The sequence below is a fragment of the Bradyrhizobium sp. 27S5 genome, from assembly GCF_037217225.1.
In the GTDB taxonomy this organism is placed as follows: domain Bacteria; phylum Pseudomonadota; class Alphaproteobacteria; order Rhizobiales; family Xanthobacteraceae; genus Bradyrhizobium; species Bradyrhizobium septentrionale.
The window spans coordinates 4,967,927-4,994,902 of record NZ_CP147714.1; the positions used below are offsets into that span (position 1 = coordinate 4,967,927).

Genomic DNA, 26,976 nt, shown 5'->3' on the forward strand with positions numbered 1-26,976 from the left:
GTCCGGATTTGACCTTGGTCAACGATCCGAGACTAAGCCCGTGACCGCGGCTACTTGCCGCCGCCCAGCGAGTGCACGTAGACCGCCAACGCCTTGACTGTGATCGGGTCGAGCCGGCCGACCCAGGCCGGCATGACGCTGGCACGGCCGTTGGTGATGGTCTCAACCAGCGTCTCCTCGTCGGAACCGTAGAGCCATATCTGGTCGGTCAGGTTCGGCGCACCGAGCTCCGGGTTGCCCTTGCCGTTGTCGCCGTGGCAGCTGGTGCAATTCTCGGCAAAGATCTTCTTCCCTGCGGCAGCGTCGAACTTCGGCGCGGTAGAAAGGCCTGAAAGCGAGCGCACATAATTCGCGACGGTAGCGATCTCGTCCTTCTTGAGAACCCCGTCCCGACCGAAAGCGAGCATCTGCCCTTCATGAGTCTTCGCGTGTCCTGAGCGTGCGCCGAACTGGATCGTCTGCATGATCTGGTCAAGCGACCCTCCCCACAGCCAGTCGTCGTCGTTCAGGTTCGGGTAGCCCTTCGCGCCCGCACCTCCGCTGCCATGGCAGGGCGCGCAATTGTCGGCGAACACGGTCTTGCCGCGGGCACGAGCCATCGCAAGCAGAGCCGGATCCTTCTCGATGTCGGCAAGCGACGCGTTGCCGAGCACGGCCATCTTCTCGCCGCGCTGCTTTTCCAGATCGGCAAGGTCGGTCGCGACGCTCGCGCGGGTCGAATATTGGAACAGGCCCGCGGTGTAGCCCGAGACCAGCGGCCAGGCCGGGTAAACGACCCAGTAGCCGATCGCCCAGATGATCGTTGCATAGAACGTCAGGACCCACCACCGCGGCAATGGCGTGTTCAGCTCCTTGATGCCGTCCCACTCATGACCGGTCGTGCTGCGGCCGGATACACCGTCGATCTCGTTGTGCTCGCTCATGTCCGTCAGTCCTCACGCAGCGGCATCCGGGCTGCGGCATCGAAGCAGGATTTGTTGCGGGGCCAAAGCGCGTAGACGACGATGGCGATGAAGATCCCGACGAAGATCGGGGTCCAGAGTGTGCCGACCAGGCTCGACGCGAAACTCTCGATTTGAATGATCGCTTTCATCTTCGTGCCCCGTCAGCGCAGATTGGCTTTTTCGTTGTAAAGCTTGAAGTCCACGAGCGTGCCGAGCATCTGCAGATAGGCAACCAGCGCGTCGAGTTCGGTCGGATTGCCGGCCCTGCCGTCGAAATTGCGGACCAACGCCTTCGGATAGCGCTTCTGGAACGCATCGGAGCCGGGACTCTCGGGATCGGTCTGCGCCTTCAGATCTGCGGCCGCATTGGCGATCTGTTCGTCCGTGTAGGGCACGCCGACCGCGCGGTTCGTGCGCAGATGAGCCGAGGCGTCCGACGGGTCGAGTTCCGTCTTCGCAAGAGCCGGATATCCAGGCATCACGGATTGCGGGACGATCGACCGCGGATTGATCAGGTGAGTGACGTGCCAATCGTCGGAGTACTTGCCGCCGACGCGCGCAAGGTCCGGTCCGGTGCGCTTGGATCCCCACTGGAACGGATGGTCGTACATGCTCTCGGCCGCGAGCGAGTAGTGGCCGTAGCGCTCAACCTCGTCGCGGAGCGGACGGATCATCTGCGAGTGGCAGAGATAGCAGCCCTCGCGGACGTAGATGTTGCGGCCGGCAAGCTCGAGCGGCGTGTAGGGCCGCACGCCATCGACCGCTTCGATCGTGCTCTTCAGATAGAACAGCGGCGTGATTTCGACGAGCCCGCCAATGGCAATGACGACGAGAATGCCGACGATGAGGATGATCGAGTTCTTCTCAAAGATCTTGTGTCTGTTCCAGAGCGACATATCATGACCTATTCGGCAGGCTGAAGGGCACCGGCACCCTCGGTTTCACTGGCTTGGCCCGCATTGACCGTCATCCAGAGATTGAAGGCCATGATCAGGGCGCCGACCAGGAACAGCGAGCCGCCGGCCGCGCGGATGATGTAGAACGGATGCATGGCTTCGACGGACTCGATGAAGGAGTATTCGAGGAAGCCGAGCGATGTATAGGCACGCCACATCAGGCCTTGCAGGATCCCCGACACCCACATCGCGGAGATGTAGAGCACGATGCCGATGGTCGATATCCAGAAGTGCCAGTTGACGAGCTTCAAGCTGTAAAGCTGGCGATTCCAGAGCCACGGGACGAGGCAGTAGACCGCGCCGAACGAGACGAAGCCGACCCAACCCAGTGCCCCCGAGTGCACGTGGCCGATGGTCCAGTCGGTGTAGTGGCTCAGCGAATTGACCACCTTGATCGACATCATCGGGCCTTCGAAGGTCGACATGCCGTAGAAGGCGACTGACACCACCATCATGCGCAGCACGGGATCGGTGCGCAGCTTGTCCCAGGCACCCGACAACGTCATCAGGCCGTTGATCATGCCGCCCCAGGACGGCATCCAGAGCATGATCGAGAACGTCATACCGAGCGTCTGCGCCCAATCCGGCAACGCCGTATAGTGCAGATGGTGCGGGCCAGCCCAGATGTAGAGGAAGATCAGCGCCCAGAAATGGATGATTGAAAGCCGGTAGGAATAGACCGGACGCTCCGCCCGCTTCGGAATGAAGTAGTACATGATCGCCAGGAAGCCGGCGGTCAGGAAGAAGCCGACAGCGTTGTGGCCATACCACCACTGGAACATCGCGTCTTGGACGCCGCCCCAAGCGATGTAGGACTTCGAGCCGAGGAAGGAGACCGGCAGCGCGGGGTTGTTGCCGAGATGGAGCACCGCGATGGTGATGATGAACGCCAGATAGAACCAGTTGGCGACGAAGATGTGCGGCTCCTTGCGCTTCACCAGCGTCAACAGGAACACGAGCAGATACGTCACCCAGACGATCGTCAGCCAGAAGTCGGCATACCACTCCGGTTCGGCGTATTCCTTCGACTGGGTGACGCCCAACAGATAGCCGGTGCCTGCGATCAGGATGAAGAAGTTGTAGCCGACCACGACGAACCAGGGCGCGAGGTCGCCCGCAAGGCGCGTGCGGCAGGTCTTCTGCACCACGTAGAACGAAGTTGCGATCAGGACGTTGCCGCCAAACGCGAAGATCACGGCAGACGTATGCAGCGGCCGCAGCCGGCCGAAAGTCGTCCAGGGCAGATCGAAGTTGAGCGCCGGCCACGCCAGCTGCATGGCAATAATCAAACCCACGGTGAAGCCGGCGATGCCCCAGAACATCGCCATGGCGGACGCGAACTTGATCGGTCCGAGATTGTAATTGGGACGACCACCGATCTCCGCTGGAGGCAATGCGGCCGGGCGGTCAAGATAGCGATTACCGATCACGATCACGGCGATCAGACTGGCGGCGCAAGCAAGCGCCGCGTGGAAACTGAACGCCGGGTCGTGCCCCATCGCCGCGGCGAGCAGGGAAACAAAGGCAAACACTGCGAGCCCCGACACCAAGCCGGCTTCGCCCATCGTCATCGACTTCGAAACGGAAGATGGACGTGTCATGTGGAAGCTTTCCCTGGATGCGATGACGTCATGGAAACCACGATCTCGCTGGCAGCCGCTTGATCGGCGTCTATTCCTGAGCCAGGTCGCGCACCACTGGCACCGCGGCTCAGCGCGGTGAGTGTCAATTCGTTCGGACAGTACCGGGCCGGACTGGCTCGCCTTTCCCGCGCGAGGTCGGTAGCGCAGCGCCTCTTCTCTTGGCACAGGCCACACACCCGCTGCAGATCGCGCAGCACATCACTGTGAGACGTAGCGAGCGCCTCTTCTGACAAACCTGCATGTTTGAGACGCTGACTCAGCGATTCAGGCGAACCCCGGCCGCGAGCCAGCGCTCGAAGGTCCGATGTGGAAAGATTGAGCTCGTGGGCAATCTCATCGACCTCCCGAGCAGTCATCAAATCGAACTCGTGTCGACGAGCAAAAAATGCTCGCAAACGGGCGAGAAGATTCTCGAATTGCGGCGAGCTATTGCCGGCTGATCGATCGGTCATGGCCCACACCCCTTTTTGCTTTCCGTAACCTCTAGCGGACGGTCGCGATTGCCGATTTGATCATCGTCAAATGCGCAATGTCGCGGCGATCAAACGTGATCGCCACTCAAGGCCACTAGCCACCCCATGCGGACGGCAAAGACGACGGCATTCGAAGCTCCATCGAATCGGCAAAGATCGTCCAATCGCGGATGCCCTTCTGTCTGCAGAAGTCGGCTTCCGCGAGCTGTGCGGCCACGGACAGCGAAGCGGCATCGACCTTGAATGCGGCCTGACAGGCGCGATGTTCATGGCCGGTGTCGTCGCAAACGGTCTTGATGAAACGAACGTCAAATGATGGCATGGCACCCTCACGTGGGCTGATTCCTTGATGTCCACGTTGCCATTGATGCAAGAGGCCCGTATTGATCTGTCGCAACTGAATGCTCTGAGGTGCAGCCGTCGTATTGCGGAGGATATCGAAACCGAGCAGAGCTTTGAGCGACCACGAGCGGCACGCTTTTCGCGACGTGCGGCTCGCATGATCCGCAACTGCGACCGGACGAGGTACTATTCGTGGTGAGATTTCCAGTCTGAGGATAACGGCCGGACTGCCGGTATTGACGTCGTCTTGCTGCTGACGGTCCATCCGGAGGCGGCGATCGCGAAGCCAACGATCGCGCAGATCGTAAGCAGCGTTGCCGCGAATCCCAGGACATCTGCGCTGACCACAGCGGTCACGATCAACGGGATCAGCAGGATTGCGGGGCGAGCGATCATCCTGCCGTCTCCTGCGCAGTTTTGGCGGCAGCCGCTCGTTCGTCTTCCGCGGATTGGATGTAGAAGCCGGAATAGGTGTCGACATAGCACAGATGGTCGTGCCATTCCCTGACGCCGGAGGTATTTTTCACGGCAACGATAGCCGCTTGCCTCGCCCGCTCGTGCATGATGATCCCTCGGAGGTGCACCACGCCATTGCGCACCGAAACCTGCAGACCAAGCGGACACCAGTTTGCGGAGTCGAGTGCCCGCACGATGCGGTCGTGGATGTGCTTGTCATCCGCCGTGGGGTCCGGGATCTGGTGAGCGATAGACGCGACTGCCCGTAGCAGATCGGCGCGTGTGACGATGCCGACGAGAAGCCCGTCGCGCATCACCGGCAGCCGTTTGACTCCCTTCTTCTCCATGAGCTCGACTAAATCCGGCAGAGGCGTTTCTTCCGTGACGGTGACCGGATCATAGGACATGATCTCTCCGACCTTACGCCCGCATTCATGGGCAAAGTCCGTGGCCGCATGGCCGGAGCCGAGAAGGAACTGAAGCCAGCGGGCGCGCCGGCGTTGCGTCCCGATCTCGCTCCGCCGCAGAAAGTCACCTTCCGACAGGATGCCAACCAATCGTCCGGCCGCATCGACCACCGGGAGGCCGCTGACATGGTGATCCATCATCAGTTTGGCGGCGTCCATAATGGACGTCTCGGTTCCGACGGTGATGACATGTCTTGCCATGATCTGATGTGCGCGCATTGCCAGTTTCCCTTTCTCGCCAGCACGTTCGCATCAAATCGGCTCGTCTGTGTTGATCTCCCTCAACGGCCTCGTTTGACGGGGATCAAGGCGTAGCGACGTTGATCGGACATACATGTCACGTCGTCAGGAGAAGAAGATCTTGCTGCAGAACGTGCTCGCCTCAATCGGAGTACTCGCGATCATTGTCGTGACTTTTGCCCGGATGCCCTTCCAGGCAAGGCGTCACCCGCAAGAGCAGCTGGCCAGGTCAAAGACGCTGCAACCGCTTCGTCGCCGGCGGCCGTTCTAGAGCGCTCTCAGCCGTCCTAACCCGCCTGTCCGAAATTTGACCTGCATCAATGCGGTGTGAGTGCCGCCGCTAGAGATTGTCCGTCCGTCAGGATCGTGCAAATGGCAGACAGAAGGGCTTGGCGCCCCATTATCTTTTCGTGTCCGAATACCGGTGATCGAGTTCAAGGCCTGCTTCCCGGCGACACGTCCGAGCCAGCGGCTGACGATCTGCACTCAATCTCCTGCGCCGCCTGCGACGGCTTCCATTTCATCAACCTGCGGACCGGGGAAATCATCGGTCCCAAGCCCGTTTGAGCAAATCGTTAGCTCCGGTGCAGGCCAAAAGCTGTCCGGTTGACACATATCAACACGCCCGCGCCGCCGACATGGGAAATAGCACTTCCCTCAACGAAGGATGTTGAACATGACAAATCTTAGCGATTCCCGTCCCATTGCCGACGCCATCCAGAGCTGCGCGAAGCGGGCGATGGTCGTCCAGTCGAATTTCGCGGAAAAGCTGATCGAGGCAAACCGGCACTGGTTCGAACAGATCCAGATCGAATCGACCGAAGCCTGGGAACTCTTCCGCAAGTTCAACTCCGTTGCTACCGTTGCTGAAAAAATCACGGCTTTGCAAGACTGGACCAAAGGTGTCACCGCGCGCAGGGCAGAAGACGCGACGTACGCGATCGAGACCGCGCGTTCGTTGGGCACCATCGAGCTGAACTTATTTGCTCGACAAACCGGCGGTGCGGACGAGGCTACCCAGAAAGCTGCCTGACGTGCCAACACGCGACGCCCCAGAGCGCCCGGAGGCCGGCGTCAGCGAAACATGGGAAGGGGTTGCGACCGCCCCCTTCGATCGAGACCTTGAGCTCGCCGTGATTGAGGGGAACGCCATCCACAAGCTCGTCTTTCCCTGTCGGCGCATCCTTGGCGGCTGGACGAAATCGGAGAGCGCCGAACGGATCGTGGTGCAGCCGACACATTGGCGCGCCTGGGTGAAGTAGGTCGCGAGCTTTGCCCCCGGATAGAGCGGCCAGTGGCTTCGAGCGTCCGAACGGTGTAATATCTCACGGTCTGAGGGCTTGCCCGGAGGAATATGTCCGACCGCATATGGTACCGCTATGGCACTGCCGCGGCAGCGGCCGCGCTCATTTTCGTAGTGCGCGCGGGCCTCGACAACTATTTCGAAGATCGGACCTTCACGATTATCTACGTTCCCGCGGTGCTGTTTGCCGCCTTCGCCGGCGGCCGTGGTCCGGCGATTCTCACTACCCTGCTCTGCCTCGCCATCAGCGCTAAATACCTCGGCAGAAGTCTGGTCACCGAACCTGCGAATCTGATCGATATTGCATGTTTTGCGGTCCTCGGCCCCATCCTTGGCTTCATAGGCGACCGGCTACTGAGGGAAAGCGATCAGGCGCGGAATCGCCAGGCCCATCTGCAATCCATCCTGGACACGGTCCCTGACGCCATGATCGTGATCGATGATCATGGCATCATTCGCTCCTTCAGCGCGACCGCCGAGCGCCTGTTTGGCCGGAAAGCCGACGAGGTCGTCGGAAGGAACGTTTCGAGCCTGATGCCCCATCCGTATCGCGGCGAACACGACCGGTACCTCGAGCGTTACCTTACGACCGGCGAACGGCGTATCATCGGCATCGGCCGCATCGTGGTTGGAGAACGGAGTGACGGCTCAACCTTTCCGATGGAGCTCGCCGTCGGTGAGGCCAAGGTGCGCGGGGAACGTTTCTTCACCGGCTTTATCCGCGACCTCACCGAGCGTCGTGCGCAAGAGCGGCGGCTTCAGGAACTGCAATCCGAGTTGGTCCACGTGTCGCGGTTGACCGCAATGGGTGAAATGGCGTCCTCGATCGCCCATGAAATCAATCAGCCGCTATCAGCCATCACAAACTACATGCGCGGCGCAAAGGTACTGCTGACGTCGGAGGCGGCGGACTCCACACGAATTCGCGACGCACTCGAGCGGGCCGCGCAGCAAGCGTTGCGGGCCGGCGACATCATCAAGCGCCTGCGTGAATTTGTTGCCAAGGGCGAAACACAGCACTCGCTGGAGAGCCCCGTTACTCTGCTCGAAGAGGCGGTCGCACTTGCGCTGCTCGGAGCCAAGGAGCAAGGCATTCGGGTAGCGATCCGCAGCGACCGGGATATGCCGTCGATCATCGTCGACAAGGTCCAAATCCAGCAAGTCGTACTAAACTTGGTTCGCAATGCGATCGAGGCGATGGCCTCCAGTCCGCGCCGTGAACTGACGGTCGGAGTCAGCAAAGCGGATGGAGTTGCGACATTCACAGTTGCCGACACAGGACCGGGCATCAGCCCTGAAATCGCCGACCGTCTGTTTCAGCCGTTTATCACGACGAAGGAGCAAGGCATGGGCGTCGGTCTCTCGATATGCCGGACCATCGTCGATTCCCACGGTGGGCGCATCGTAGCGCTGCCAAACACCGGGGGCGGAACAGTATTTCAGTTCACCCTCCCATTCGCGGAGGACGGAGAAGAAGCATGACTACGCGGCGCACGATTCTTGTAATCGACGATGACCCCGCGATGCGCGACTCGCTCGCTTTCCTGCTCGACGTCAACGGCTTTGCTGTAACGACTTACGAGACGGCAACCGATTTTCTCGATGAGTTCGGGAACGGCACAGTCGACTGCATCGTGTCTGATATCCGCATGCCCGGCATGAGTGGCCTCGAACTGGTTCGGAAACTCAAGGCGGACGCGGCAGCATGTCCCGTCATCCTGATGACTGGCCATGGTGACGTCGCACTTGCGGTTGAAGCGATGAAGGCGGGTGCGGTTGACTTCATCGAAAAGCCATTTGAGGACGAGGCGCTGCTGCGTGCAATCGGCGAAGCCTTGCAGACACAGTTGGCGGCGCCGGCCGACGGTACGGCCAGGCGTGAGGCCGAAGCTCGCCTGGTGGACCTCTCGCCGCGCGAGCGCGACGTCCTGCGGGGGCTCGTGGCAGGTAAGATCAACAAGGTGATCGCCCACGACCTTGGCATCAGCCCACGAACAGTCGAGGTTTACCGGGCTAACCTGATGGCCAAGACCAATGTGCGCAGCATGTCGGAGCTGATGCGGATCGCGATCGCTGCCGGGCTGTAGATCTCCGTATGAAAACGGTCGTTCAAGGCCTTGTCTACCGTGGCATCCAAGACACGCCAGGCTGACACGGGTGAGGCCAGAACATGGGCAGCGTGTACCGGAATTTTGAGCGATAGGCCGCCGCCCAGCACAGACATAGGTATTCGTACGTAATTTCAATTGGAGGCCGCCGGTACAATAGTGCGCGGATTGCTCAAATCGAGTTACAGCAAATTCTCTTCAACGCACTCTCGGCGTCGCCCGCGCTGGGTCTGCAGGCCTATACCGACATTGATCATTTCCGCGAAAGCGAGCGCTATGTGCAGGCTTCGAGCATCCCGCTCGCGGCAGCACCGTTTTCTGTCCTGCGGGCCAGTCTGTCTTTGCCCTCAGCTACACTATCGCTCGTACGAACGTTCCCACGGATTATCAACGGCTATGAATTGTCCGGGCGACTCATCCTTGTTGTCCCGATGGACCGCATCGCATCTGCGCGTCTCAACGTACAAACTGTACGTTCACCAACTGATCCGCCGCAAACTGCTTGCCCCGATGTGGCCCGGGCATGCGAAGTCAATATCGGCTCGCTTGAGCTGGCGAGAACTATTGAACCGCGAGATTGAACTCACCTAAATTTTTCTATCGGAATCCTGCGGCAGACCGCATTATTTCGCATGACCGGGTAACGAGTAGTATGCGTCGCGTCGGTTGCAAGCATCATTACGTTTCTCCATGAGACGATTGGTGACCGCGATGCCGTCGCGAGTTCCCCTCGAGCCGCGAGGTGCCCGAAATACGCCGCTTCCGCATTGATCTGGATCACGCAAAGCGAGCCGATGAGGATGAGATAGATCAAAGCGGCCAACGGCCTTTCCTGCTTTTATGAAGGAACAGCGGCGGAGACCGCCCCTCCATAAGAGGACACGCGCCGTTGTAGTCTAGCTGGTCAGTTCAGGAGAAGCATCGATGGACGAGATCACACATTTCATCGCGGTGCCTTACGATCGCGCGGATTGCCGCCTCATTCCCGGCCAACAGCTCAAATGCGCCAATCCGTCCTCGGCAATAGAGCACGCCAAGCACTTGTGGAAGGTATTGGGCCACGCCGGCGCCGCCGCGATCATCCGCACCGGGCACCCGGAGACCGAAACGACCGTGCTGAGAACATACGGTATGGTGCCAAGCGAGCTGGAGCATCTCCAGCGTTAGACCGAGCCACCGAGCCACCCGCACGAGCACCTACGTATAGTTACGTAGGTGGCTTCTACTTAGGGGAAACATCCAAATTTTCTACGGCCCCAATTGGGATCAATCTGCATCCGTCATCCACGATGGAGTGCCGTTATGCAGACCCAGGCCGCCGTTTCCTTCGAGACCGCCAGTCATCCGGTCAGAGCCATTCCAGCAGCAACTCCCGCGACCGGCCCGTTCGGCGCGATGGGTACCCCGATGCGGTTTGCCCGCTGCACCGAGATCTACGGCGAGGACGAGGACGCGGAGTATCTCTATCAGGTGATCGCCGGCGCAGTGCGGACCTACAGGATCCTGGAAGACGGACGCCGCCAGATCGGCGCCTTCTACCTGCCCGGAGACATTTTTGGTCTCGAGGCCGATGAAACCCACATATATTCCGCCGAGGCGGTCTGTGAGACCCGCCTCGTGGCAGTGAAGCGCAGCGCGCTGATCGCCCGTGCCGCCCAAGAAAAGGAGCTTGCGCGCCAGCTCTGGAATGAAACCGCGCGCGAGTTGCGCCGCTTCCAGGAGCATCTGGGTCTCCTGATCAGCACCGCTGAAGAGCGGGTCGTCGGCTTCCTGCTCGACATGAAACGCCGCGTCGCTAAGAATAACGTCGTCGAACTGTCGATGTCGCGGCAAGACATCGCCGACTACCTTGGTCTGACGATCGAGACCGTGTCGCGCACCTTCACCCAACTCGAGCAAAGCGGTGCGATTTCGCTGCCGACCTCGCGTCGTGTCAAGCTGCATAAGCATGCGACGCTGAATCGTCTGGCCGCAGCGTAGGAACAGCGAGCGGCCATCGCGACCAAAGCAAGCACGAAAACCGGCCGCCAAGCCGCAATGCGACACCCCGCCAAATGGGGCCGTGAGCAAGTCACGAACACCAATTGCGGCGTCCGCGTCGTCGAAGGCGCGCATCGCGCCTACATGACCGACTTCATCCGGGATCCGAAGTCGGGCGGCTGCGCGGCCGGCGTTCAGCCGACCAACTGGGCTTCCGGCTGGTCGTGGAGCGCCCCGGCACCGTCTTGGCCAACGCAACCCGGAAGGCCGCGAAACTGGTGCGTCGGACGTAGACGATGCGCACGGCGCGTCTTCGGTTTGAGCTGGCGCAAAGTATCGGCACGATCCAGGCCATAAAAATGGGTATCGGCGTAACCAACGGGCCACAGCGTCACTAATAGCGCGGAAAGACATGACACGTAAGCAACGGCGCCCGGTGATGATCGGCAGTTCCCTAGCGGTACTCGGCATCGCGGCGGGACTGGTTCTCAGCGGGCCTCGTGATTCCATCGTGTTCTTCACTACACCCACGATGGCAGCCGAGCGGCACATCGGAGCGGGCAAGCGCTTCCGGCTCGGCGGCTTGGTCCAGCCGGGCTCGCTGGTGCGGAGGGACGGTCTGGCGGCAACGTTCCTTATCGCCGACGGCGGAGCCAGCGTCCCGGTCAATTACGGAGGGATTCTGCCGGATCTGTTCAGAGAGGGACAAGATGTCGTCGCCGAAGGCGCGCTCGACGCATCGGGCGTGTTCCGCGCCGACACGGTTCTGGCGAAGCACGACGAAACCTACATGCCCAGGGAAGTTGCTGATGCCTTGAAGAAGCAGGGCCATTAGAAAGACGATAACCGTTAACCCCAGGTGGAAATGTGCTGGGTCGTGATCCGCGTCGTCGCCAAATCCTTCCCAGCTTTGCCGAAGTTGACCTGAACGCAACGTTCGCGAATGCGATTTCCTGCAACGTTCGCCCCAGAGGAAAGGCAGACAATGCGCTCAGATCTCGCAAGACGATACGGACAGGACCGGCTCCCCCGCTACACCAGCTATCCCACGGCTCCGCACTTCAATCCGACGATCCGCGGGGTTGACTACCGTCGATGGTTGAAGTCGATAACGCCGCGGCACCCCGCCTCGATCTACCTACATGTTCCGTTCTGCCGATCCATGTGCTGGTACTGCGGTTGCCACACCTCGGTCACCAAACGCGACGATCCTATCGCCGTCTACGCGTCGGGCCTACGTACCGAAGCGCACCTGGTTGCGGATACCATCGGTCATCGGCAACCGATCTCGCACATCCACTTCGGTGGCGGCACGCCGACGATCATGACGCCGGAGACCTTCGCCGATCTCGTCGGCGCGTTGCGCTATTCCTACTTCGTGCTGCCCGACGCCGAGATCGCCGTGGAGATCGACCCGCGGACCTTGACCGAGCCCATGTCGGAAGCTCTGGGTTTCAGCGGCGTCAACCGCGCGAGCCTCGGCGTTCAAAGCTTCGATCCGGCGGTCCAATGCGCGATCAATCGCCTCCAGAGCTTCGATCAGACTACCAGGTGCATCGAATTGCTGCGACGCGCGGGTATCGGGAAGCTGAACTTCGACTTGCTGTACGGATTGCCGCTACAGACGGTGGATTCGTGCCTGGACACCGTCGCCAAGTGCATCGAGCTGCGCCCGGACCGGTTCTCGGTGTTCGGCTACGCGCATGTTCCCTCGTTCAAGAAACACCAGCGCAAGATCGACGAGGACGCCCTGCCCGACAGCATCGAGCGTCACCTTCAGTCCGACGCGATCGCGGATGCACTCGTCGATGCCGGCTACGTGCGGATCGGCTTCGACCACTTCGCCCTTCCCCATGACAATCTCGCCATCGCAAGACGGGAGGGCCGGCTACGGAGAAACTTCCAGGGCTATACCGACGATGTTGCGGACACGCTGATCGGAATCGGAGCAAGCTCCATAGGCCGCATGCCGCAAGGGTTCGTGCAAAACGCGGTGGCCACCCGCGACTATCTGGCACGCGTCGCCGACGACCGGCTTGCAACCATCAAGGGCTACGCCTTCACGGAAGACGACCGCTTCCGCGCCGACATCATCGAGCGGGTCATGTGCGACATGGCCGTGGATCTATCCAGAATAGCGAGGTCGCATAATAGGGACCCGGGGACTGCCGTCATTGATCGGGCGCGCTTTCTCAGCCTCATCGCGGACGGTGCCGTGACCATAAAGGACGATCGGATCTCCATGAGCGACGGAGCCGAATTCCTGGTCCGTAGCTTGGCTTCCACCTTCGACGCCCATCTGGCTCGATCGAGCGCGACCCACAGCCGCGCTGTCTAGCGTCACGCTTAATTACGATCTCAGCGCGTCTCTTCGGCGGAGTGTTCTTACGACTTCGGTGCGCGACGTGCCGACGAGCCGAAGCCGACACTCGACAGCCGGGGGATCGGTTTATCGCGATCGTGCTTGCCCGGCGGCGGTTGTGCGGCCCATGCATCGAACGCCCCCCAGAAGCGTGTCCAACCGCAGCCCCGACTTATATTGAATCCTTTTGCGCAAGCTCAAAAACTTCGAAGGACCGGGTCGGGTTAAATACCTGTCACGAGGCGAGCGACCCATCCTCCCTTGCGGTTGTCTCGAGCGCCAAACTTTCGCAAGGTCGGCTACCATAAATCGAATACATCACCGCGACGCGGCGCCTCGACCCGCTGTCCCGACAATTGGTCGGAGAGCAGCTGCATCGCGGGTTCTTCGCCATGGACAAGAAACGTTGTTTCGCATCCCTCGATGCGCCGCCGCCATGCAAGAAGTTCGCTCTGATCCGCATGGGCCGAAAATCCATTGATCGTGTAAATCGTACTGCGGACAGGAATGTCCTCTTCAAACAAGCGCACGGACTTGGCTCCATCGATGATTTGCCGCGCGATCGTGCCGGATGCGGCGAATCCCACGAATATGATTGCCGCTTCCTTTCGCCAGATGTTGTGTCGGAGATGGTGGCGAATCCTGCCCCCTGTGCACATGCCCGATCCGGCCATAATGACAGCACCACCAGATATCCGGTTGATCGCCACAGAATCGGCGCTCTCGCGAACGAGGTGCAGATTGGCAAGGTGCAGCGGGTCCTGCCCTTCACGAAACAGACTAGCCGCCTCGGAGCTGAGGCATTCGAAATGCCGCTTGAATATCTCGGTTGCCTCGATCGCCATTGGCGAATCCAGGAAGACCTGCATGGTGGGCGGAAGCCGGCTGCGCTCCACGCTCTGGCGCAGGATATAGAGGATTTCCTGGGCCCGCTCGAGCGCGAACGTCGGAATGATGACGTTGCCACCTCTCGATAACGTGCTGCTGATCGCGCCGTGCAATTCCTCGATGGAGTCCCCGATGGATCGGTGAGGTCGGTCTCCATAAGTCGATTCCATCACGACAATGTCGGCCCGAGCCGGTGGTTGGGGGGGACGCAGGAGCGGACGGCCGGCATTGCCGAGATCACCTGAGAACAGGATCGATCGGGTGCCGCCGTGGTCGCCGACCTCGATCAGAATGCTCGCGGAACCGAGAATATGTCCGGCATCGAAGAATGTCGCGCGAAGGTCCGACGCAAGCTGCAGCGGCTGGCCATACTCGGCCGTTCTTCCAAAACGATCGAGGCAATTGAACGCATCGAGAAAGGTATAGAGCGGCGGTGGCGCGTCCTCTTCTCCGCGCCTGCGACGTTGGCGGGTTCGCCGCCGCGCCTCTTCTTCCTGCAGATGCGCGGCATCAACGAGTACCAGGCGCGACAGCTCACGGCTGGCCGACGTCGTGATCACCTCGCCCTTGAATCCCCGTTTGACGAGCAATGGAAGCCTGCCGCAATGATCCAGATGAGCGTGAGTCAGGAGAACATAGTCTATGGTCGCGGGATCGAAACCAAAGTCGGCGGCATTCTCTTCACCGACGTCTCGGCTACCCTGAAACAGGCCGCAATCGATGAGGATGCGCCGGTTCAGGCATTCAAGCAGATGACAGGAACCTGTCACTGCCCGATCGGCGCCGTGGAAGGATAATTTCACGATTGCGGCTCCTGGCCGGTGGATTCGGCACTTGAAGCGCCCTCTCGAGCCGGAAGAAGCGGCCGGCCGGCAGTCTCATACCAAAGTAGAATGTCCTGCCACGCTTGCTCGGCCGACTCTGCAAACCAAAAGAGATCTCGGTCTTCCGGATCGATGACTCCCTCATCCACCAGGAAGTCCGGATCAAACGCGCGACGCCAATACGACTCGCCAACCAATATGACCGGCACCAGTGCGATCTTTCGCGTTTGGGCCAACGATAATACCTCGAACAGCTCGTCCATGGTTCCGAACCCGCCAGGAAAGGCCACGAGCGCCCGGGCACGCATCAAAAAATGCAGCTTTCGCATCGCGAAATAGTGGAATTTGAAGCAAAGCTCCGGCGTGACATATGGATTCGGGTACTGCTCTTTCGGAAGAGAGATGTTGAGTCCGATCGATTCGGCACCCGCATCGTGCGCGCCCCGGTTGGCGGCCTCCATAATCCCAGGTCCGCCGCCGGTCATGATCATGATACGGCCGCCGATCGTCCTTTCGCTTGCGGCACCGACGATCTGGCCGAACCTACGTGCCATCTCATAGTACTTGGCTTTTCCCGCGATGCTTCTCGTGCTCTTGAGACGACGCCGCAGCCCTTCATCTTCGGGATTCGACAACAGCCGTCCAGCTATCGCTTCTACCGTCCGTTGGGCCGCTTGCGCCTCACAAACGCGCGTGCTGCCAAAGACGACGATGGTATGGGCTATCTGTCGCTCCCGGAGCAGGGCTTCTGTCTTGAGGAAATCGAGCTGAAGGCGGACGCCGCGCGTCGCCTCGCTCTGCATGAAATCGGCATCCTGATCCGCCTCCTGATAGCTTGGCGACATCAGTATCCTGCGCAAGGCCTCGGGCGCGCGAGAATCAACTTCAGCGGTCTCGGGTTGTTGACCTGGAAGCGCATCAGCTCTGTCGACGTGATGCGCGGGGCTCGGCATCGAACCGGAGCGAGCGGACCCGGGACCGGTCATATGCCCCCTCCTATCCACTGTTTCGCTCAAGCACCGCCCCAACCTGTTCTATGTGGCAAGGGGCGAGTGCCGCGCTGCCTTTCAGGGCCTCGCGAACTTCGTCATCTTCCAATTTGTCCAGGAACCAGTGGCGATCAGCGGGCTGCTCCGCGCGACTGACAGTTGGAGTGTCTTGGTGAGGCTCTGCTTGTTCGACAATGGGCAATTTCGCTTGATCGGCCATGGTGACGCTCGTCAGGAGGATGAGAATACTGGCAGCATCCGCGATTGCCCGAACAGACGCATTGAGCAGGGTCAATCCGCAGCAAGAGACGACGGGAACTTTCCGGAGGGGCAGCGTGGGGCCTGTCTTTTCCACTTTCGGCCGTCGGCCGTCTGAGCGGCTTCGCGAAGGCGTGATAGCCCACCGTTGCCGGGAACAATGAGGCTCGGGCGAGCATTGGCGAGCATCTTTGAGCTGGCTCAAGCTATTCCCGTCACATTGGCCTTTTAACTCGGAACCGATTAGCAGATTTTGAGGTCATTCCTGACCCCTTCCTCGGGAGAGCGGCATGCAATCAGTCACTGGTCCAAATGAGCGAGCGCAGGTCAAAGATCTCGAGTTGCTCGACCGTTACTGGCGAGCCGCCAATTTCCTTTCCATTGGCCAGATCTACCTGCTGGCAAACCCACTTCTGAGCGAGCCGCTTAAACCCGAGCACATCAAGCCGCGATTGCTTGGTCATTGGGGCACCACACCGGGGCTCAACTTTATCTACGCTCATCTCAATCGTGCGATCCAAGCGTCCGATCTCAACGTCATCTATGTCTGCGGTCCCGGGCATGGCGGTCCCGGCATGGTCGCCAATACCTATCTGGAGGGCACATACACGGAAATCTATCCGGAGGTGACGCGCGACCTGGATGGCCTGCAAAAGTTGTTCCGTCAGTTCTCCTTCCCCGGAGGCATTCCGAGCCACGCGGCGCCGGAAACGCCGGGTTCAATTCACGAAGGCGGCGAGCTGGGCTATGCGCTGGTGCACGCGTATGGCGCAGTGTTCGACAACCCTGATTTGATCGCCGTTTGCGTCGTCGGCGACGGCGAGGCGGAAACCGGCCCACTCGCGGCGTCCTGGCACTCCAACAAGTTCTTGAATCCGATGCATGACGGCGCAGTGCTGCCGATCCTGCACCTCAACGGCTACAAGATTGCAAATCCTACCGTGCTGGGGCGGATGGATGACGAGGAAGTCCGCAGCCTCTTCATCGGCTACGGCTACGAGCCGCTATTCGTCGAAGGCGACGATCCGCACGCCATGCACCGGCTGATGGCCGACACGCTAGACGTAGCGCTCGCCAATATCCGTTCCATCCAGCAACATGCACGCCAACAGGCTGCGGGCTTTCGGCGCGCCAAGTGGCCGATGATCGTACTGCGCAGCCCAAAGGGCTGGACGGGCCCGAAAGAAGTCGATGGATTGAAGGTTGAGGGATTTTGGCGCGCCCATCAGGTGCCGATCACCAATCCACGAGGCAATCCCGAGCATTTGAAGCTGCTTGAGCACTGGATGAGGAGCTACGAGCCGGGCAAGCTGTTCGATGGGGACGGCCGGCTCGAACCGGATTTGCAGGCGCTCGCTCCGGCTGACAACCGCCGGATGGGGGCCAATCCGCACGCCAATGGCGGCATGCTCAAGCGTGAGCTCAAGCTACCGGATTTCCGCAGCTATGCCGTCGACGTTCCGAGCCCCGGGGGCGTGGTCGCCGAGGCCACTCGCGAGCTCGGCAAGTTTCTGCGCGAAGTCGTGAGTCTCAATGCGAACGCCCGCAACTTCCGTATCATGGGCCCGGACGAAACCTCGTCCAACCGGCTGGACGCGGTGTTCGAAGCCACCGACCGGGTCTGGATGGAAGGGATCGAGCCCTACGACGTCCACCTCGCGCACGACGGCCGCGTGATGGAGGTGCTGAGCGAGCATCTCTGCCAGGGCTGGCTCGAAGGCTACCTGCTCACCGGCCGTCACGGCTTCTTCTCCTGCTATGAGGCTTTCATCCACATCGTGGATTCGATGTTCAACCAGCACGCCAAGTGGCTGAAGGTCTCGCGCGCGCTGCCGTGGCGGCGCCCGATCGCCTCGCTGAACTATCTCCTGACCTCGCATGTCTGGCGACAGGATCACAACGGTTTCAGCCATCAGGATCCCGGCTTCGTTGATCTCGTCACCAACAAGAAGGCCGATATCGTCCGCGTCTACTTTCCACCCGATGCCAATACTCTGTTGTGGGTCTCCGATCATTGCCTGCGCACCTACGATCGCATCAACGTGATCGTCGCGGGCAAGCAGCCCGCTCCGCAATGGCTTTCGATGCGTGAGGCGATCAATCATTGCGAGGCGGGCATCGGCATCTGGAAATGGGCCGGCACCGAGCCGCCCAACGCCGAGCCGGATGTGGTGATGGCTTGCGCCGGCGACGTTCCAACGCTGGAGACACTCGCCGCAGTCGATCTGCTGCACAAGGCGCTGCCGGACCTGAAGATTCGCGTGGTGAACGTCGTCGACCTGATGACGTTGCAGCCGAAGGAGCAGCATCCACACGGGCTGTCCGACCGCGACTTCGACAGCCTGTTCACGCGAGACAAACCGGTGATTTTCGCCTATCACGGCTATCCCTATCTGATCCACCGCCTGACCTATAACCGCGCCAATCATGCCGGCATGCATGTGCGCGGTTTCGCCGAGGAAGGCACCACCACGACACCATTCGACATGGTGGTGTTGAACGGGCTTGACCGCTTCCATCTTGCGATCGAGGCGATCGAGCGGGTGCCGGGGCTCGACATCAGCGCGGCCCACGTCAAGCAGGGATTCCGCGACAGGCTGACCGAGCATTCGCGTTACGTGCGCGAGCACGGCGAAGATATGCCGGAGATCCGAGACTGGGCGTGGCCCACCGGCGCAGGTGGTACGACACTGCGGTGATCGAGGATTTGAAAGGCCGCATCTGCAGCGAGCACGAAAGAGACCGCCGATGTCCGATCATGTCCTGGTGCTGAATGCAGGCTCTTCCAGCATCAAGTTCGGCTTGTTCGACATTGAACCCGTCGAGCCAGAACTGAAGTGTAAGGGCCTGATCGACGAGCAGCAAACGGCACCACACATCGTGGTGACCGATGCGTCCGGAACACAGCTGTTCAAGAAAGACCTTCCCGGTGGCGAAGGACAGCGGGTCGATCTGCTCAGCGGCATCTTGACCTGGATTGACGGGCATCTCGCCGGGAACAGGCTTGTCGCGGTTGGCCATCGTGTCGTGCATGGCGGACGCGACTTCTTTCGCCCCGTCATGATCGACGACCAGGCTCTCGCCGCGATGGACGCGTTGACCCCGCTCGCCCCGCTGCACCAGCCGCGCTGTCTGACACCGGTTCGTGCGGTGCAGTCGCTGCGGCCAGGACTCGCGCAAATCGCCTGCTTCGATACGGCCTTCCATCACAACCTGACGCCGCTTGCGAGCCGCTTTGCCATTCCGCGCCATTTCGAAGACCGCGGCATCCGGCGCTATGGTTTTCACGGGCTCTCTTTCGAATATGTCGCGGGCCGCCTCGCCGCACTCGCACCGACGCAGAAGCACACGGTGGTGGCACATCTCGGCAATGGCGCCAGCCTCTGTGCCTTGCACGAGGGCAAGAGCGTCGACACCACCATGGGACTGACCCCACTCGACGGTCTCGTCATGGGAACACGCTGCGGCACGATCGATCCGGGCGTGCTGCTCTATTTGTTGCAGGAAGCGAAGATGTCCGCCGACGAGGTCCAGCATCTATTGTACGAAAAGTCGGGCCTGCTTGGCGTGTCCGGCATCTCGGCCGATATGCGCGCCCTGCTGGCAAGCCCGGAAGCCGCCGCACGCGACGCGATCGACCTCTTCACGTTCCGGGTTGCCGCGGAGGTCGCTGTGATGGCGACCTCGCTCAGCGGACTTGACGGCCTCGTGTTCACCGGCGGCATCGGTGAACACGCCGCTGAAATAAGGCAACGCATCTGTGATCGTCTCGCCTGGCTTGGCGTCAGCATGGATATGGCCGCAAATGCGCTGAGCAAGCAGCGTATCGCTGCGAAGGGCAGCCCGGTGGATGTGCTGGTCATTCCCACCAACGAGGAGATCAGCATCGCGCGGCACTGCCGCAGCCTGCTGTCTGCAGGTTGCTAGGTTGCGCCCACTACAACCGCCCTATTCAATCCGTCGCCGCAACCCACATCACGAGCTCGCGTGCGAGCGCGCCGAAGGCCCGATCAAATGCGGCTGCCGCCTCAGGCGGCGTCAGTGAGGTCATCTCTTCGGAGTCATCGAGAATCTTTGCAACCTTTACCTGACCATTCTGGTCCACTATCTTCGCAGAGAAGGAGATGATCGCGCGCGGCTGGGTTCCGAGCACGATTTCAAAACGACGGAGATCGATCAGCAGACGTGACGCACCTTCTACGCCGCTGTCGGCGCGGAACGGCGCATGTGCGATGTCGTAATTCTCGAAGCTCTGCAGTAGTCGCGCCTGCACCAGCGCCGGAAGGCTGTCGCTCCATTGCACGGCCTCAAACCCTTGATTTTCTTCATCCGGCGAGAACAGAAAACGCTGGGTCTGCAGGCGGGTAATCGCGGTCGGCTCAGCTATGATCAACGGCGCAGGCAGAGCTGCATGGTGTTGCAACCCGAAGCTGTCCACGGCGTGAAGGTCGTAGACTACCTTGCGCGGCGCGGGCGTACCGCCGCCCGTCATGCGCTCCAGCCCTGCCACGATGCCGTCAAGCTTGGAGGTGTTGCGCGCGAGTCCTTCAGCAAACGTACTGAGATTATCGATCGTGCTATGCAGCGGCGCCGCATTTTCAGACAGAACGGCATCCATCCGGTGCAGGGCATCGCGCGCGGCCTGTGTCATGCTCCGGCCGGCGCCCTTTTCGGCCACCAGCGGCCCGCGCGCCGGCGGCGACGCGGGATCATCACCACCTTCCAGCGCAATCACGGGAACACCAGTCAACCCCTGGAAATCGAGACCAACGCGCGTGTCGCTACGCACCGGCGTGTGCTCAGCGACCGCGATCTTGGCGCGAACCTCGCGCGGGCGTTCCGGCACCAGCTCAAGTGCAGTCACCTCGCCGACGCGGATGCCGTTGAAGAGGACGCCTGCACCAACGAGGAGCCCAGGCACGGGATCAGTGAAAACAAGCTGATACGTCTCCCGCTTGCCAATGCCACCGACATTGTTCAGCCAATAGACAAAGCCGAACACCGCGACGATTGCCGACAATACGAATGCACCGACAATAATGTAGGGCGCGCGAATTTCCATGTGTTTCTCTCTCGTCTAGCTGCCCAAGCCGAGCATTTGCGCGCGGGCACCATGAAAGTAGGCCTTGACCCAAGGATGATCGGACTCGAGCACGGACGGCAGCGATCCGATCGCTGCGATCCTGCCGTCTGCGAGCGCGGCAACGCGATCGCAGACGGCTTGTAGGCTGTTCAAATCATGCGTCACCATGAAGACGGTGAAGCGCAGCGTCCGGTGCAACGTCCGGATCAGGGCGTCAAACTCGCCGGCCGCGATCGGATCGAGGCCGGATGTCGGCTCATCGAGAAAGAGCAGCGCTGGATCGAGCGCCAGTGCCCTGGCGAGCGCAACACGCTTGGTCATGCCGCCCGAGAGCTCGGACGGAAACTTGTCCCCGTCTTCGCGCGCGAGGCCGACCATCTCGAGTTTTGCGTCCGCAATTTCGTCAAGCAGCCGCGGCGAAAGCCGCGCGCGCTCGCGCAGAGGAAACTGAATGTTCTGTCGAGCCGTCAGCGCCGAGAACAGCGCTCCCTGCTGGAACAGGATGCCCCAACGACGTTCAAGGCTGCCGCTTGCGAAATCGATCTGCCCGCTGCGCTTTGGCAGCAATCCCACCAACGTTCGCATCAGTACAGATTTTCCGCCACCGGATGCCCCTACGAGGCCAAGAATTTCCCCGTCCTTCACATCGAGGTCGAGGTGATCGAGGATGATCTTCTTGCCAAAGCCGACCACGAGGTCCCGTATGTGTATCGCCGAAGCGTCGGTCATGGCTACATCCCGATCGAGGCGAAGAAGACTGCAAACAGTCCGTCGAGCACGATCACCAGGAAGATCGATTTCACCACCGAGGCGGTCGTTCGCTCCCCGAGCGACTCCGCGCTGCCCTTGACGCTCAGCCCCTCCACGGCCGCGACAAGCCCGATCACGAGCGCCATGAACGGCGCCTTGATGATGCCGACCTCAAAATGCGTGACGGAAACCGCCTCATGGAGACGTGCGATGAAGATTGCAGGGCTCATGCCGCCATAGAGCCAGGCGATGAGCCCGCCGCCATAGAGCGCCGCGAGCGAGCCGAGAAAGGCAAGGATCGGCAACGCCACCACGAGCGCCAGGATTCGTGGCAGGATCAGGACTGCAACCGGATCGAGCCCCATGGTGCTGAGGGCATCAATCTCCTCACGCATCTTCATTGCGCCGATCTCGGCGGTATAGGCACTCCCCGATCGTCCCGCCACCATGATGGCGACGATCAACACGCCGATCTCGCGCAGCACGAGGATGCCGACCATGTCGACGACATAGGATTCCGCGCCGAAGCGACGGAAATGGAAAATCCCTTGCTGGGCAATGATGGCCCCGATCAGGAACGTGATCAGGGCTATGATCGGTACCGCTTGCCACCCCACTCGGCCGAGCTGGTAGACGGTTGATGTCAGCCGAAACGACCGCGGATGCCTGAGAATGCCTAGCAGGGCTGCGCTGACGGTACCGAGCATATGGAGGAATGCCCCCAAATCGGACGCCAGCCGCCGGCCGCCGCGGCCGAGCTGATCGAGCCTCTGCAGCAAGGGGTTGAACGATTTACGTTCCGCAGGGCCGCCGCGGTTCAGTCCTCGCACCTCTTCCAACAAGTCACCGTGCGGACCGTCGGCACCGGTGAGGGCTGCTCTGGTTGCGCCACCGCGGGCCAGCCTTTCAAGCAGCCAAGCCCCGACTGTGTCGAGCGTGGTGATGTGACGCAGATCAATCGCCCCGATGTCAGTGCGCGCCGCCCCCTCGCACAGCCGCTCCAACTGCTCGACATTGGCAACGTTCCAGGCGCCGCATGCTGTTAGCAGGCGTGGATCGTCCGCGTTCGCTGTCAATGCCGGTACGCTGAGCAAGGGACCAACTCCAAGTTTGCCTATCAAGCATAGGAGGCTGGCGGCGGCGGTGTTTGACACAACGCAATTTGCTTCAACGGCCTCCAGGTCGTTCTTGACGCAAATCAAACGGCTTTGCGGGCGGAAGGCCTATGATTTGACATGTTTGGCCCGTCAGCACCGGGCACGCTCAGGGAGATTTCGATGAACCGCGCCGCTTTCAAGCCTTTGCCGAATACTGCGTTACCGCACTCATTCAGACAGGTCCGGCTCGAACGTGCACGCGAGCACGATCACCCCGAGGGCGCCTCCGCGATCGGCTATATCATCGTCGCTCCGCTAGACACGGCGTCGCGGATCGATGTCGAGACTTGAAAAACCCATCGCGAGGCCTGCCGTGTCGTTCGTCAGCGGCCCGACGAGGACGATGAACTCGGCCACCTTGTGCACGGACCGAGCGACAGCTGGCGATTCCACTACGACGTGGCAGGGGCAGCCGCCGATGAAGCCGGATATCATTTCGGCAACGAGCGCTTTCGCCTCGGCGAATATGTCTCTGTCCGCGAGGCGGATGGCATGCATCCCTATCGGATCGTTGCGGTCTCGCCGCTTTGATCGCGCCCACGCCGGATCAGGATGTCGGTCCCCAAGGCATCCATCGCCGGAAGGGAGATGTCTAGGACGACATTGATGATCCTGTGGTCGGTGGGCACTGCGGCGGCCGTGAAACCGAGCTCATGGCACATGTTCAGCATGGTCGTGTTCTCGGCCAGCACTTCGCCGGACAGCCGCTTGAGTCCTTCCGACCTCGCATAATGGATCAGGAGCTGCATCAACGCCCATCCCAGTCCTTTGCCCTTGAGGTCGGACTGCAGCAGGATAGCATATTCGGCATTCTCGTAGAGCGAGTCCGAATGAAGCTGGACTGCTCCCACCATCGCGCCAGTGCTCGGATCCAGCGCCGCAAAGGCCATCGCACGCGCATAGTCGAGCTGGGTCAGCCGTGCAATGAACGTGTGCGAAAAATTCTTCATTGCCTGGAAGAAGCGAAGCCTAAGGTCCTCGGCGGTCACTCGCCTGAAGAAGCTCTCAACCATTAGCTCATCTTCCGGCCGCAACGGCCGTATCACGACGCGCGAGCCGCCCCTGAGGGCAAGCTCTCCTTCCCATTGCGACGGGTAAGGCCGCACCGCGAGCCGCGTCTGACCGGCAAACAGCCGCACTGGCCTACGGACTGCCACGCGCGCGTCGAGCGCAATCACGCCGGTCTCGTCTGCCAGTAGCGGATTGATGTCGAGCTCTGCGACTTCCGGAATATCGGCCGCCATCTGCGCCAGCTTGACGAGGGTGAGCGGCACGGCGTCGCCGGGGACAGCGGGCACGTCGCGATAGGCCGCAAGCAGCCGCGAGACCCGAGTCCGCCCCACCAGGTCGCGCGCCAGGTTCATGTCGAGCGGTGGCAGCGCCAGCGCCTTATCGTTGATCACCTCGACCGCGGTGCCACCGCGGCCAAACACGATCACGGGGCCAAAGGTCGGATCGTCGGCAATGCCGACGATCAGTTCGCGTGCCGCCCTCCGCTCGATCATCGGTTGGATCGTCACCCCCTGAAGGGTGGCATCGGGACGCGCGCTCCGGGCACGCGCGAGCACCGTCCGGGCCGCCTCGGCGACGCTTTCGCGAGTCAGCAAGCCGAGAATGACGCCGCCGATATCCGACTTGTGACGGATGTCGCGGGAAAGCAGCTTGACGGCCACCGCAAGTCCCCGGGCCAGGAACGGCGCGGCCTTCTCCGCGGCATCGTCGGCATCGCGCGCGGCAATCGTCGGCACCATCGGAATATCGTAAGCCTCAAACAGGGCGACGATCTCGGCCGGGTCAAGCCATTCCCGCCCTTCCGACAGCGCCTTCGCGATTATGCGCCGCGCCGCAGCCGTTTCCGGCTTAAAGGTCGAGGCGATACCGGGCGGCGTTGCGGCCAGTGCGACGGAGGCTTCGCGGAATCTCACCAGATACGTGAAGGCGCGCACCGCATCATCCTCGGTCGGAAAATGCGGGATGTGGGCAGCTTCAAAGGTCGCCGCCGTGCGATCGTCGGCACCATCCCACGATGCAAGCACCAGCGTGCCAACGTCGCTCTTCCTGGTCCGACGATCAAGAACACATTGTGCCACCGCTTCGGCGATTCCTTCGGTCGGCGCGACCGCCGTTTCCACGTTCATGACCAGCACAGCGTCACTGTTCGTGTCCTCGAGCAATGCGTCGAGCGCGGACACGTAGCGAGTGGCATCGGCGTCGCCGGAAATATCGACGGGATTGGCGCGAGACCAGCCTCGCGGCAGAACCCGATCGAGCCGAGCAATGATCTCCGTCGTCAAGTTCGCCGGAGTGCCCCCGAGTTCGGCAAGCCGGTCGATTGCTAGGATACCGAGCCCGCCGCCATTGGTCAAAACCGCCAGCCGGTTGCCGCGCGGAACAAAACCGCGGCCGAGCAACTCGGCGCAATCGAACAGTTCGCGCAGGTCGTACACACGCAGTATACCAGCACGGCGGAATGCTGCATCAAAGACGGCGTCTGAACCGGCCAGCGCGCCGGTGTGGGTGGCAGCGGCCTTGGCGCCCTGGGCCATCCTCCCCGCCTTGACGACGATTACCGGCTTGAGCCGCGCCGCGGAGCGCGCTGCGGACATGAACTTGCGCGCATCCTTGATGGCCTCCACATAGAGCAGGATCGCGTTGGTATGGTCGTCCAATGCGAAATAGTCGAGCAGGTCGGCAACGTCGACGTCAAGCTGGTCGCCGATCGAGACAATGCCGGAAAAGCCGAGCCGCCGTTGCGCAGCCCATTCGATCATCGCGGCAGCAACGGCGCCGGACTGCGAGATCAGGGCCATCCGTCCGTCGAATGGACGATGGGCCGCGAAGCTCGCATTGAGCTTCGCGTGCGGTACCATCAGCCCGATACAGTTGGGCCCGATTAGGCGTATGCCGTGCTTGCGCGCCGTCCGCGCAACCATCTCGGCAATCGAGCCCTCGCCGTGCCCGAGACCCGCCGACAGGATCACCGCGCCGCCGACGCCGACCGCGGCGGCGTCTGAGATAATCACAGGTATCGCAGCCGCTGGCGCCGCGATCACGAGGAGATCTGGAACGAACGGGAGCGACTTGATATCCGAGAACGTGGCTTCGCCGCCGATCTCAGCGTAGTTTGGATTGACCACGGCGATCCGGCCGACAAAGCCGCTCGCCTTGAGATTCCTGAGAACAGCCCCGCCCAACGACGACGGACGCGAGCTGCCGCCGACAAGTGCTATTGTTCGCGGCAAAAGAACCCGCTCTAAGCCGAACGTAGACATCGAACGGTCTCGCAAGGAACCAGCGGAGGCGCCTGCCGATTCGTGCAGCGCGCCAGAGCCCGCATGACGTCCTCGCGAGCGATAATTCCGAGCAGGTGGTGATGTCCGTCAACCACGGGCAGGCTCTTGAGCCGATGTGCGACCATCAGCTGCAGAACACGCTGTAGATTTGTGTCCGGCTCGACTGCAATCACATCGCACGACATGATCTCGTCGACTGTCGTCCCCATGCGATCGTCATAATGTGGCAATATGTGATCCGTCGTAAGCGCGAACACCTTAAGGGCGTCGATTTTCGTGACGAACCCAACCACGATATCGTCGCGCAGGACGGGATAGGCATCATAGTCGTCTCTTGCGAACAGCCGGTACAGATCGCCCACGCTCATCTCGGGAGCGACGCTCCGGACCGACTTCGTCATATTGCTCGCGACGGTTTCCTGAAGAAACTCGTACATGGCTGATCCCCTGGGTTGGATGG

General features: G+C 61.2%; 24 protein-coding genes and 3 pseudogenes. 11 read left to right on the plus strand and 16 right to left on the minus strand.

Features of this window, described 5'->3' with window-relative positions:
* Positions 1–50: 50 nt before the first annotated feature.
* The 7 genes from ccoP to WDM24_RS23285 all read right to left on the minus strand — a co-directional run bounded on the left by ccoP (position 51) and on the right by WDM24_RS23285 (position 5,500).
* Positions 51–923, minus strand: a complete 873-nt coding sequence (ccoP, locus tag WDM24_RS23255; RefSeq protein ID WP_338827087.1) for a cytochrome-c oxidase, cbb3-type subunit III — start codon at positions 921–923, stop codon at positions 51–53.
* Positions 924–928: 5 nt separating this feature from the next.
* Positions 929–1,093, minus strand: coding sequence for a cbb3-type cytochrome c oxidase subunit 3 (locus WDM24_RS23260; protein WP_338827088.1), 165 nt, complete (start codon positions 1,091–1,093; stop codon positions 929–931).
* A gap of 12 nt (positions 1,094–1,105) precedes the next feature.
* Positions 1,106–1,840 (minus strand): cytochrome-c oxidase, cbb3-type subunit II, encoded by a 735-nt coding sequence (gene ccoO, locus WDM24_RS23265; RefSeq protein ID WP_338827089.1) that lies wholly within the window; start codon positions 1,838–1,840, stop codon positions 1,106–1,108.
* 8 nt (positions 1,841–1,848) lie between these two features.
* Entirely contained in the window at positions 1,849–3,501 is a 1,653-nt protein-coding gene (gene ccoN, locus WDM24_RS23270) for a cytochrome-c oxidase, cbb3-type subunit I (RefSeq protein ID WP_338827090.1), read from the minus strand.
* A complete protein-coding gene (locus WDM24_RS23275; protein ID WP_338827091.1) occupies positions 3,498–3,995 on the minus strand; it encodes a hypothetical protein in 498 nt (165 codons plus the stop codon). The genes ccoN and WDM24_RS23275 overlap by 4 nt, the downstream gene beginning before the upstream one ends.
* Before the next feature lie 115 nt (positions 3,996–4,110).
* Positions 4,111–4,623, minus strand: a complete 513-nt coding sequence (locus tag WDM24_RS23280) for a hypothetical protein (protein WP_338827093.1) — start codon at positions 4,621–4,623, stop codon at positions 4,111–4,113.
* Between the two features lie 127 nt (positions 4,624–4,750).
* The gene (locus WDM24_RS23285) at positions 4,751–5,500 is read right to left on the minus strand and encodes a CBS domain-containing protein (protein ID WP_338827094.1); all 750 of its coding nucleotides are present in this window, start codon (positions 5,498–5,500) and stop codon (positions 4,751–4,753) included.
* Positions 5,501–6,197: 697 nt separating this feature from the next.
* Between WDM24_RS23285 and WDM24_RS23290 the strand changes: the two genes are divergently transcribed.
* From WDM24_RS23290 to fixJ, 3 genes are all read left to right on the plus strand, one after another.
* Positions 6,198–6,554: a hypothetical protein gene (locus tag WDM24_RS23290; protein WP_338827095.1), complete on the plus strand. Its 357-nt coding sequence runs from the start codon at positions 6,198–6,200 to the stop codon at positions 6,552–6,554.
* Positions 6,555–6,875: 321 nt separating this feature from the next.
* Positions 6,876–8,306 (plus strand): PAS domain S-box protein, encoded by a 1,431-nt coding sequence (locus WDM24_RS23295; RefSeq protein WP_338827096.1) that lies wholly within the window; start codon positions 6,876–6,878, stop codon positions 8,304–8,306.
* Entirely contained in the window at positions 8,303–8,911 is a 609-nt protein-coding gene (fixJ, locus tag WDM24_RS23300) for a response regulator FixJ (protein ID WP_338827097.1), read from the plus strand. Before WDM24_RS23295 ends, fixJ begins: the two co-directional genes overlap by 4 nt.
* A gap of 604 nt (positions 8,912–9,515) precedes the next feature.
* Here the strand turns inward: fixJ and WDM24_RS23305 are convergent.
* The gene (locus WDM24_RS23305) at positions 9,516–9,755 is read right to left on the minus strand and encodes a hypothetical protein (RefSeq protein WP_338827099.1); all 240 of its coding nucleotides are present in this window, start codon (positions 9,753–9,755) and stop codon (positions 9,516–9,518) included.
* 101 nt (positions 9,756–9,856) lie between these two features.
* On the opposite strand from WDM24_RS23305, the gene WDM24_RS23310 reads away from it, so the two are divergent.
* From WDM24_RS23310 to hemN, 5 genes and pseudogenes are all read left to right on the plus strand, one after another.
* Entirely contained in the window at positions 9,857–10,099 is a 243-nt protein-coding gene (locus WDM24_RS23310; protein ID WP_338827101.1) for a hypothetical protein, read from the plus strand.
* Positions 10,100–10,234: 135 nt separating this feature from the next.
* Entirely contained in the window at positions 10,235–10,912 is a 678-nt protein-coding gene (locus WDM24_RS23315) for a helix-turn-helix domain-containing protein (RefSeq protein ID WP_338827103.1), read from the plus strand.
* 102 nt (positions 10,913–11,014) lie between these two features.
* Positions 11,015–11,205: pseudogene (locus tag WDM24_RS23320) on the plus strand (formylglycine-generating enzyme family protein); the annotation flags it as partial.
* Between the two features lie 119 nt (positions 11,206–11,324).
* Positions 11,325–11,744: pseudogene (ccmE, locus tag WDM24_RS23325) on the plus strand (cytochrome c maturation protein CcmE); the annotation flags it as partial.
* Between the two features lie 153 nt (positions 11,745–11,897).
* A complete protein-coding gene (gene hemN, locus WDM24_RS23330; RefSeq protein WP_338827105.1) occupies positions 11,898–13,250 on the plus strand; it encodes an oxygen-independent coproporphyrinogen III oxidase in 1,353 nt (450 codons plus the stop codon).
* A gap of 323 nt (positions 13,251–13,573) precedes the next feature.
* Here hemN and WDM24_RS23335 read toward each other — a convergent pair whose 3' ends face one another.
* From WDM24_RS23335 to WDM24_RS23345, 3 genes are read right to left on the minus strand one after another with little or no spacing between them, the layout of a single operon-like run.
* On the minus strand, positions 13,574–14,965 hold the full coding sequence (locus WDM24_RS23335; RefSeq protein ID WP_338827107.1) for an MBL fold metallo-hydrolase: 1,392 nt from the start codon (positions 14,963–14,965) through the stop codon (positions 13,574–13,576).
* Positions 14,962–15,972 carry an LOG family protein gene (locus WDM24_RS23340; protein ID WP_338827109.1) on the minus strand — a complete coding sequence of 337 codons (1,011 nt, stop codon included), beginning with the start codon at positions 15,970–15,972 and terminating at the stop codon, positions 14,962–14,964. The genes WDM24_RS23335 and WDM24_RS23340 overlap by 4 nt, the downstream gene beginning before the upstream one ends.
* A gap of 10 nt (positions 15,973–15,982) precedes the next feature.
* Positions 15,983–16,195, minus strand: coding sequence for a hypothetical protein (locus WDM24_RS23345; protein ID WP_338827111.1), 213 nt, complete (start codon positions 16,193–16,195; stop codon positions 15,983–15,985).
* A 328-nt stretch (positions 16,196–16,523) separates the two neighbouring features.
* Here WDM24_RS23345 and WDM24_RS23350 point away from each other — a divergent pair, with 328 nt between their 5' ends.
* Both WDM24_RS23350 and WDM24_RS23355 read left to right on the plus strand, forming a co-directional pair.
* Entirely contained in the window at positions 16,524–18,932 is a 2,409-nt protein-coding gene (locus tag WDM24_RS23350; protein ID WP_338827112.1) for a phosphoketolase family protein, read from the plus strand.
* Between the two features lie 49 nt (positions 18,933–18,981).
* The gene (locus tag WDM24_RS23355; protein WP_338827113.1) at positions 18,982–20,160 is read left to right on the plus strand and encodes an acetate/propionate family kinase; all 1,179 of its coding nucleotides are present in this window, start codon (positions 18,982–18,984) and stop codon (positions 20,158–20,160) included.
* Positions 20,161–20,185: 25 nt separating this feature from the next.
* Here WDM24_RS23355 and WDM24_RS23360 read toward each other — a convergent pair whose 3' ends face one another.
* The 3 genes from WDM24_RS23360 to WDM24_RS23370 are packed head-to-tail and all read right to left on the minus strand — an operon-like array spanning position 20,186 to position 23,160.
* Entirely contained in the window at positions 20,186–21,295 is a 1,110-nt protein-coding gene (locus WDM24_RS23360; RefSeq protein ID WP_338827115.1) for an ABC-type transport auxiliary lipoprotein family protein, read from the minus strand.
* A 15-nt stretch (positions 21,296–21,310) separates the two neighbouring features.
* Complete coding sequence (locus WDM24_RS23365) at positions 21,311–22,045, minus strand: ABC transporter ATP-binding protein (RefSeq protein WP_338827117.1); 735 nt, start codon at positions 22,043–22,045, stop codon at positions 21,311–21,313.
* A gap of 2 nt (positions 22,046–22,047) precedes the next feature.
* Positions 22,048–23,160, minus strand: a complete 1,113-nt coding sequence (locus WDM24_RS23370; RefSeq protein WP_338827119.1) for an ABC transporter permease — start codon at positions 23,158–23,160, stop codon at positions 22,048–22,050.
* A gap of 183 nt (positions 23,161–23,343) precedes the next feature.
* Here WDM24_RS23370 and WDM24_RS23375 point away from each other — a divergent pair.
* Positions 23,344–23,754, plus strand: a pseudogene (locus tag WDM24_RS23375) (hypothetical protein).
* On the opposite strand, the gene WDM24_RS23380 reads toward WDM24_RS23375, so the two are convergent.
* On the minus strand, positions 23,724–26,495 hold the full coding sequence (locus tag WDM24_RS23380) for a bifunctional acetate--CoA ligase family protein/GNAT family N-acetyltransferase (RefSeq protein WP_338827121.1): 2,772 nt from the start codon (positions 26,493–26,495) through the stop codon (positions 23,724–23,726). The pseudogene WDM24_RS23375 and the gene WDM24_RS23380 overlap by 31 nt on opposite strands.
* Complete coding sequence (locus WDM24_RS23385) at positions 26,477–26,953, minus strand: HPP family protein (protein WP_338827123.1); 477 nt, start codon at positions 26,951–26,953, stop codon at positions 26,477–26,479. Before WDM24_RS23385 ends, WDM24_RS23380 begins: the two co-directional genes overlap by 19 nt.
* Positions 26,954–26,976 lie beyond the last annotated feature (23 nt).

Coding starts and splice junctions, on each gene's coding strand:
- ccoP (WP_338827087.1), bottom strand. CDS start 923: ATGAGCGAGCACAACGAGATCGACGGTGTATCCGGCCGCAGCACGACC.
- WDM24_RS23260 (WP_338827088.1), bottom strand. CDS start 1,093: ATGAAAGCGATCATTCAAATCGAGAGTTTCGCGTCGAGCCTGGTCGGC.
- ccoO (WP_338827089.1), bottom strand. CDS start 1,840: ATGTCGCTCTGGAACAGACACAAGATCTTTGAGAAGAACTCGATCATC.
- ccoN (WP_338827090.1), bottom strand. CDS start 3,501: ATGACACGTCCATCTTCCGTTTCGAAGTCGATGACGATGGGCGAAGCC.
- WDM24_RS23275 (WP_338827091.1), bottom strand. CDS start 3,995: ATGACCGATCGATCAGCCGGCAATAGCTCGCCGCAATTCGAGAATCTT.
- WDM24_RS23280 (WP_338827093.1), bottom strand. CDS start 4,623: ATGGACCGTCAGCAGCAAGACGACGTCAATACCGGCAGTCCGGCCGTT.
- WDM24_RS23285 (WP_338827094.1), bottom strand. CDS start 5,500: ATGCGCGCACATCAGATCATGGCAAGACATGTCATCACCGTCGGAACC.
- WDM24_RS23290 (WP_338827095.1), top strand. CDS start 6,198: ATGACAAATCTTAGCGATTCCCGTCCCATTGCCGACGCCATCCAGAGC.
- WDM24_RS23295 (WP_338827096.1), top strand. CDS start 6,876: ATGTCCGACCGCATATGGTACCGCTATGGCACTGCCGCGGCAGCGGCC.
- fixJ (WP_338827097.1), top strand. CDS start 8,303: ATGACTACGCGGCGCACGATTCTTGTAATCGACGATGACCCCGCGATG.
- WDM24_RS23310 (WP_338827101.1), top strand. CDS start 9,857: ATGGACGAGATCACACATTTCATCGCGGTGCCTTACGATCGCGCGGAT.
- WDM24_RS23315 (WP_338827103.1), top strand. CDS start 10,235: ATGCAGACCCAGGCCGCCGTTTCCTTCGAGACCGCCAGTCATCCGGTC.
- hemN (WP_338827105.1), top strand. CDS start 11,898: ATGCGCTCAGATCTCGCAAGACGATACGGACAGGACCGGCTCCCCCGC.
- WDM24_RS23340 (WP_338827109.1), bottom strand. CDS start 15,972: ATGACCGGTCCCGGGTCCGCTCGCTCCGGTTCGATGCCGAGCCCCGCG.
- WDM24_RS23345 (WP_338827111.1), bottom strand. CDS start 16,195: ATGGCCGATCAAGCGAAATTGCCCATTGTCGAACAAGCAGAGCCTCAC.
- WDM24_RS23350 (WP_338827112.1), top strand. CDS start 16,524: ATGCAATCAGTCACTGGTCCAAATGAGCGAGCGCAGGTCAAAGATCTC.
- WDM24_RS23355 (WP_338827113.1), top strand. CDS start 18,982: ATGTCCGATCATGTCCTGGTGCTGAATGCAGGCTCTTCCAGCATCAAG.
- WDM24_RS23360 (WP_338827115.1), bottom strand. CDS start 21,295: ATGGAAATTCGCGCGCCCTACATTATTGTCGGTGCATTCGTATTGTCG.
- WDM24_RS23365 (WP_338827117.1), bottom strand. CDS start 22,045: ATGACCGACGCTTCGGCGATACACATACGGGACCTCGTGGTCGGCTTT.
- WDM24_RS23380 (WP_338827121.1), bottom strand. CDS start 26,495: ATGTCTACGTTCGGCTTAGAGCGGGTTCTTTTGCCGCGAACAATAGCA.
- WDM24_RS23385 (WP_338827123.1), bottom strand. CDS start 26,953: ATGTACGAGTTTCTTCAGGAAACCGTCGCGAGCAATATGACGAAGTCG.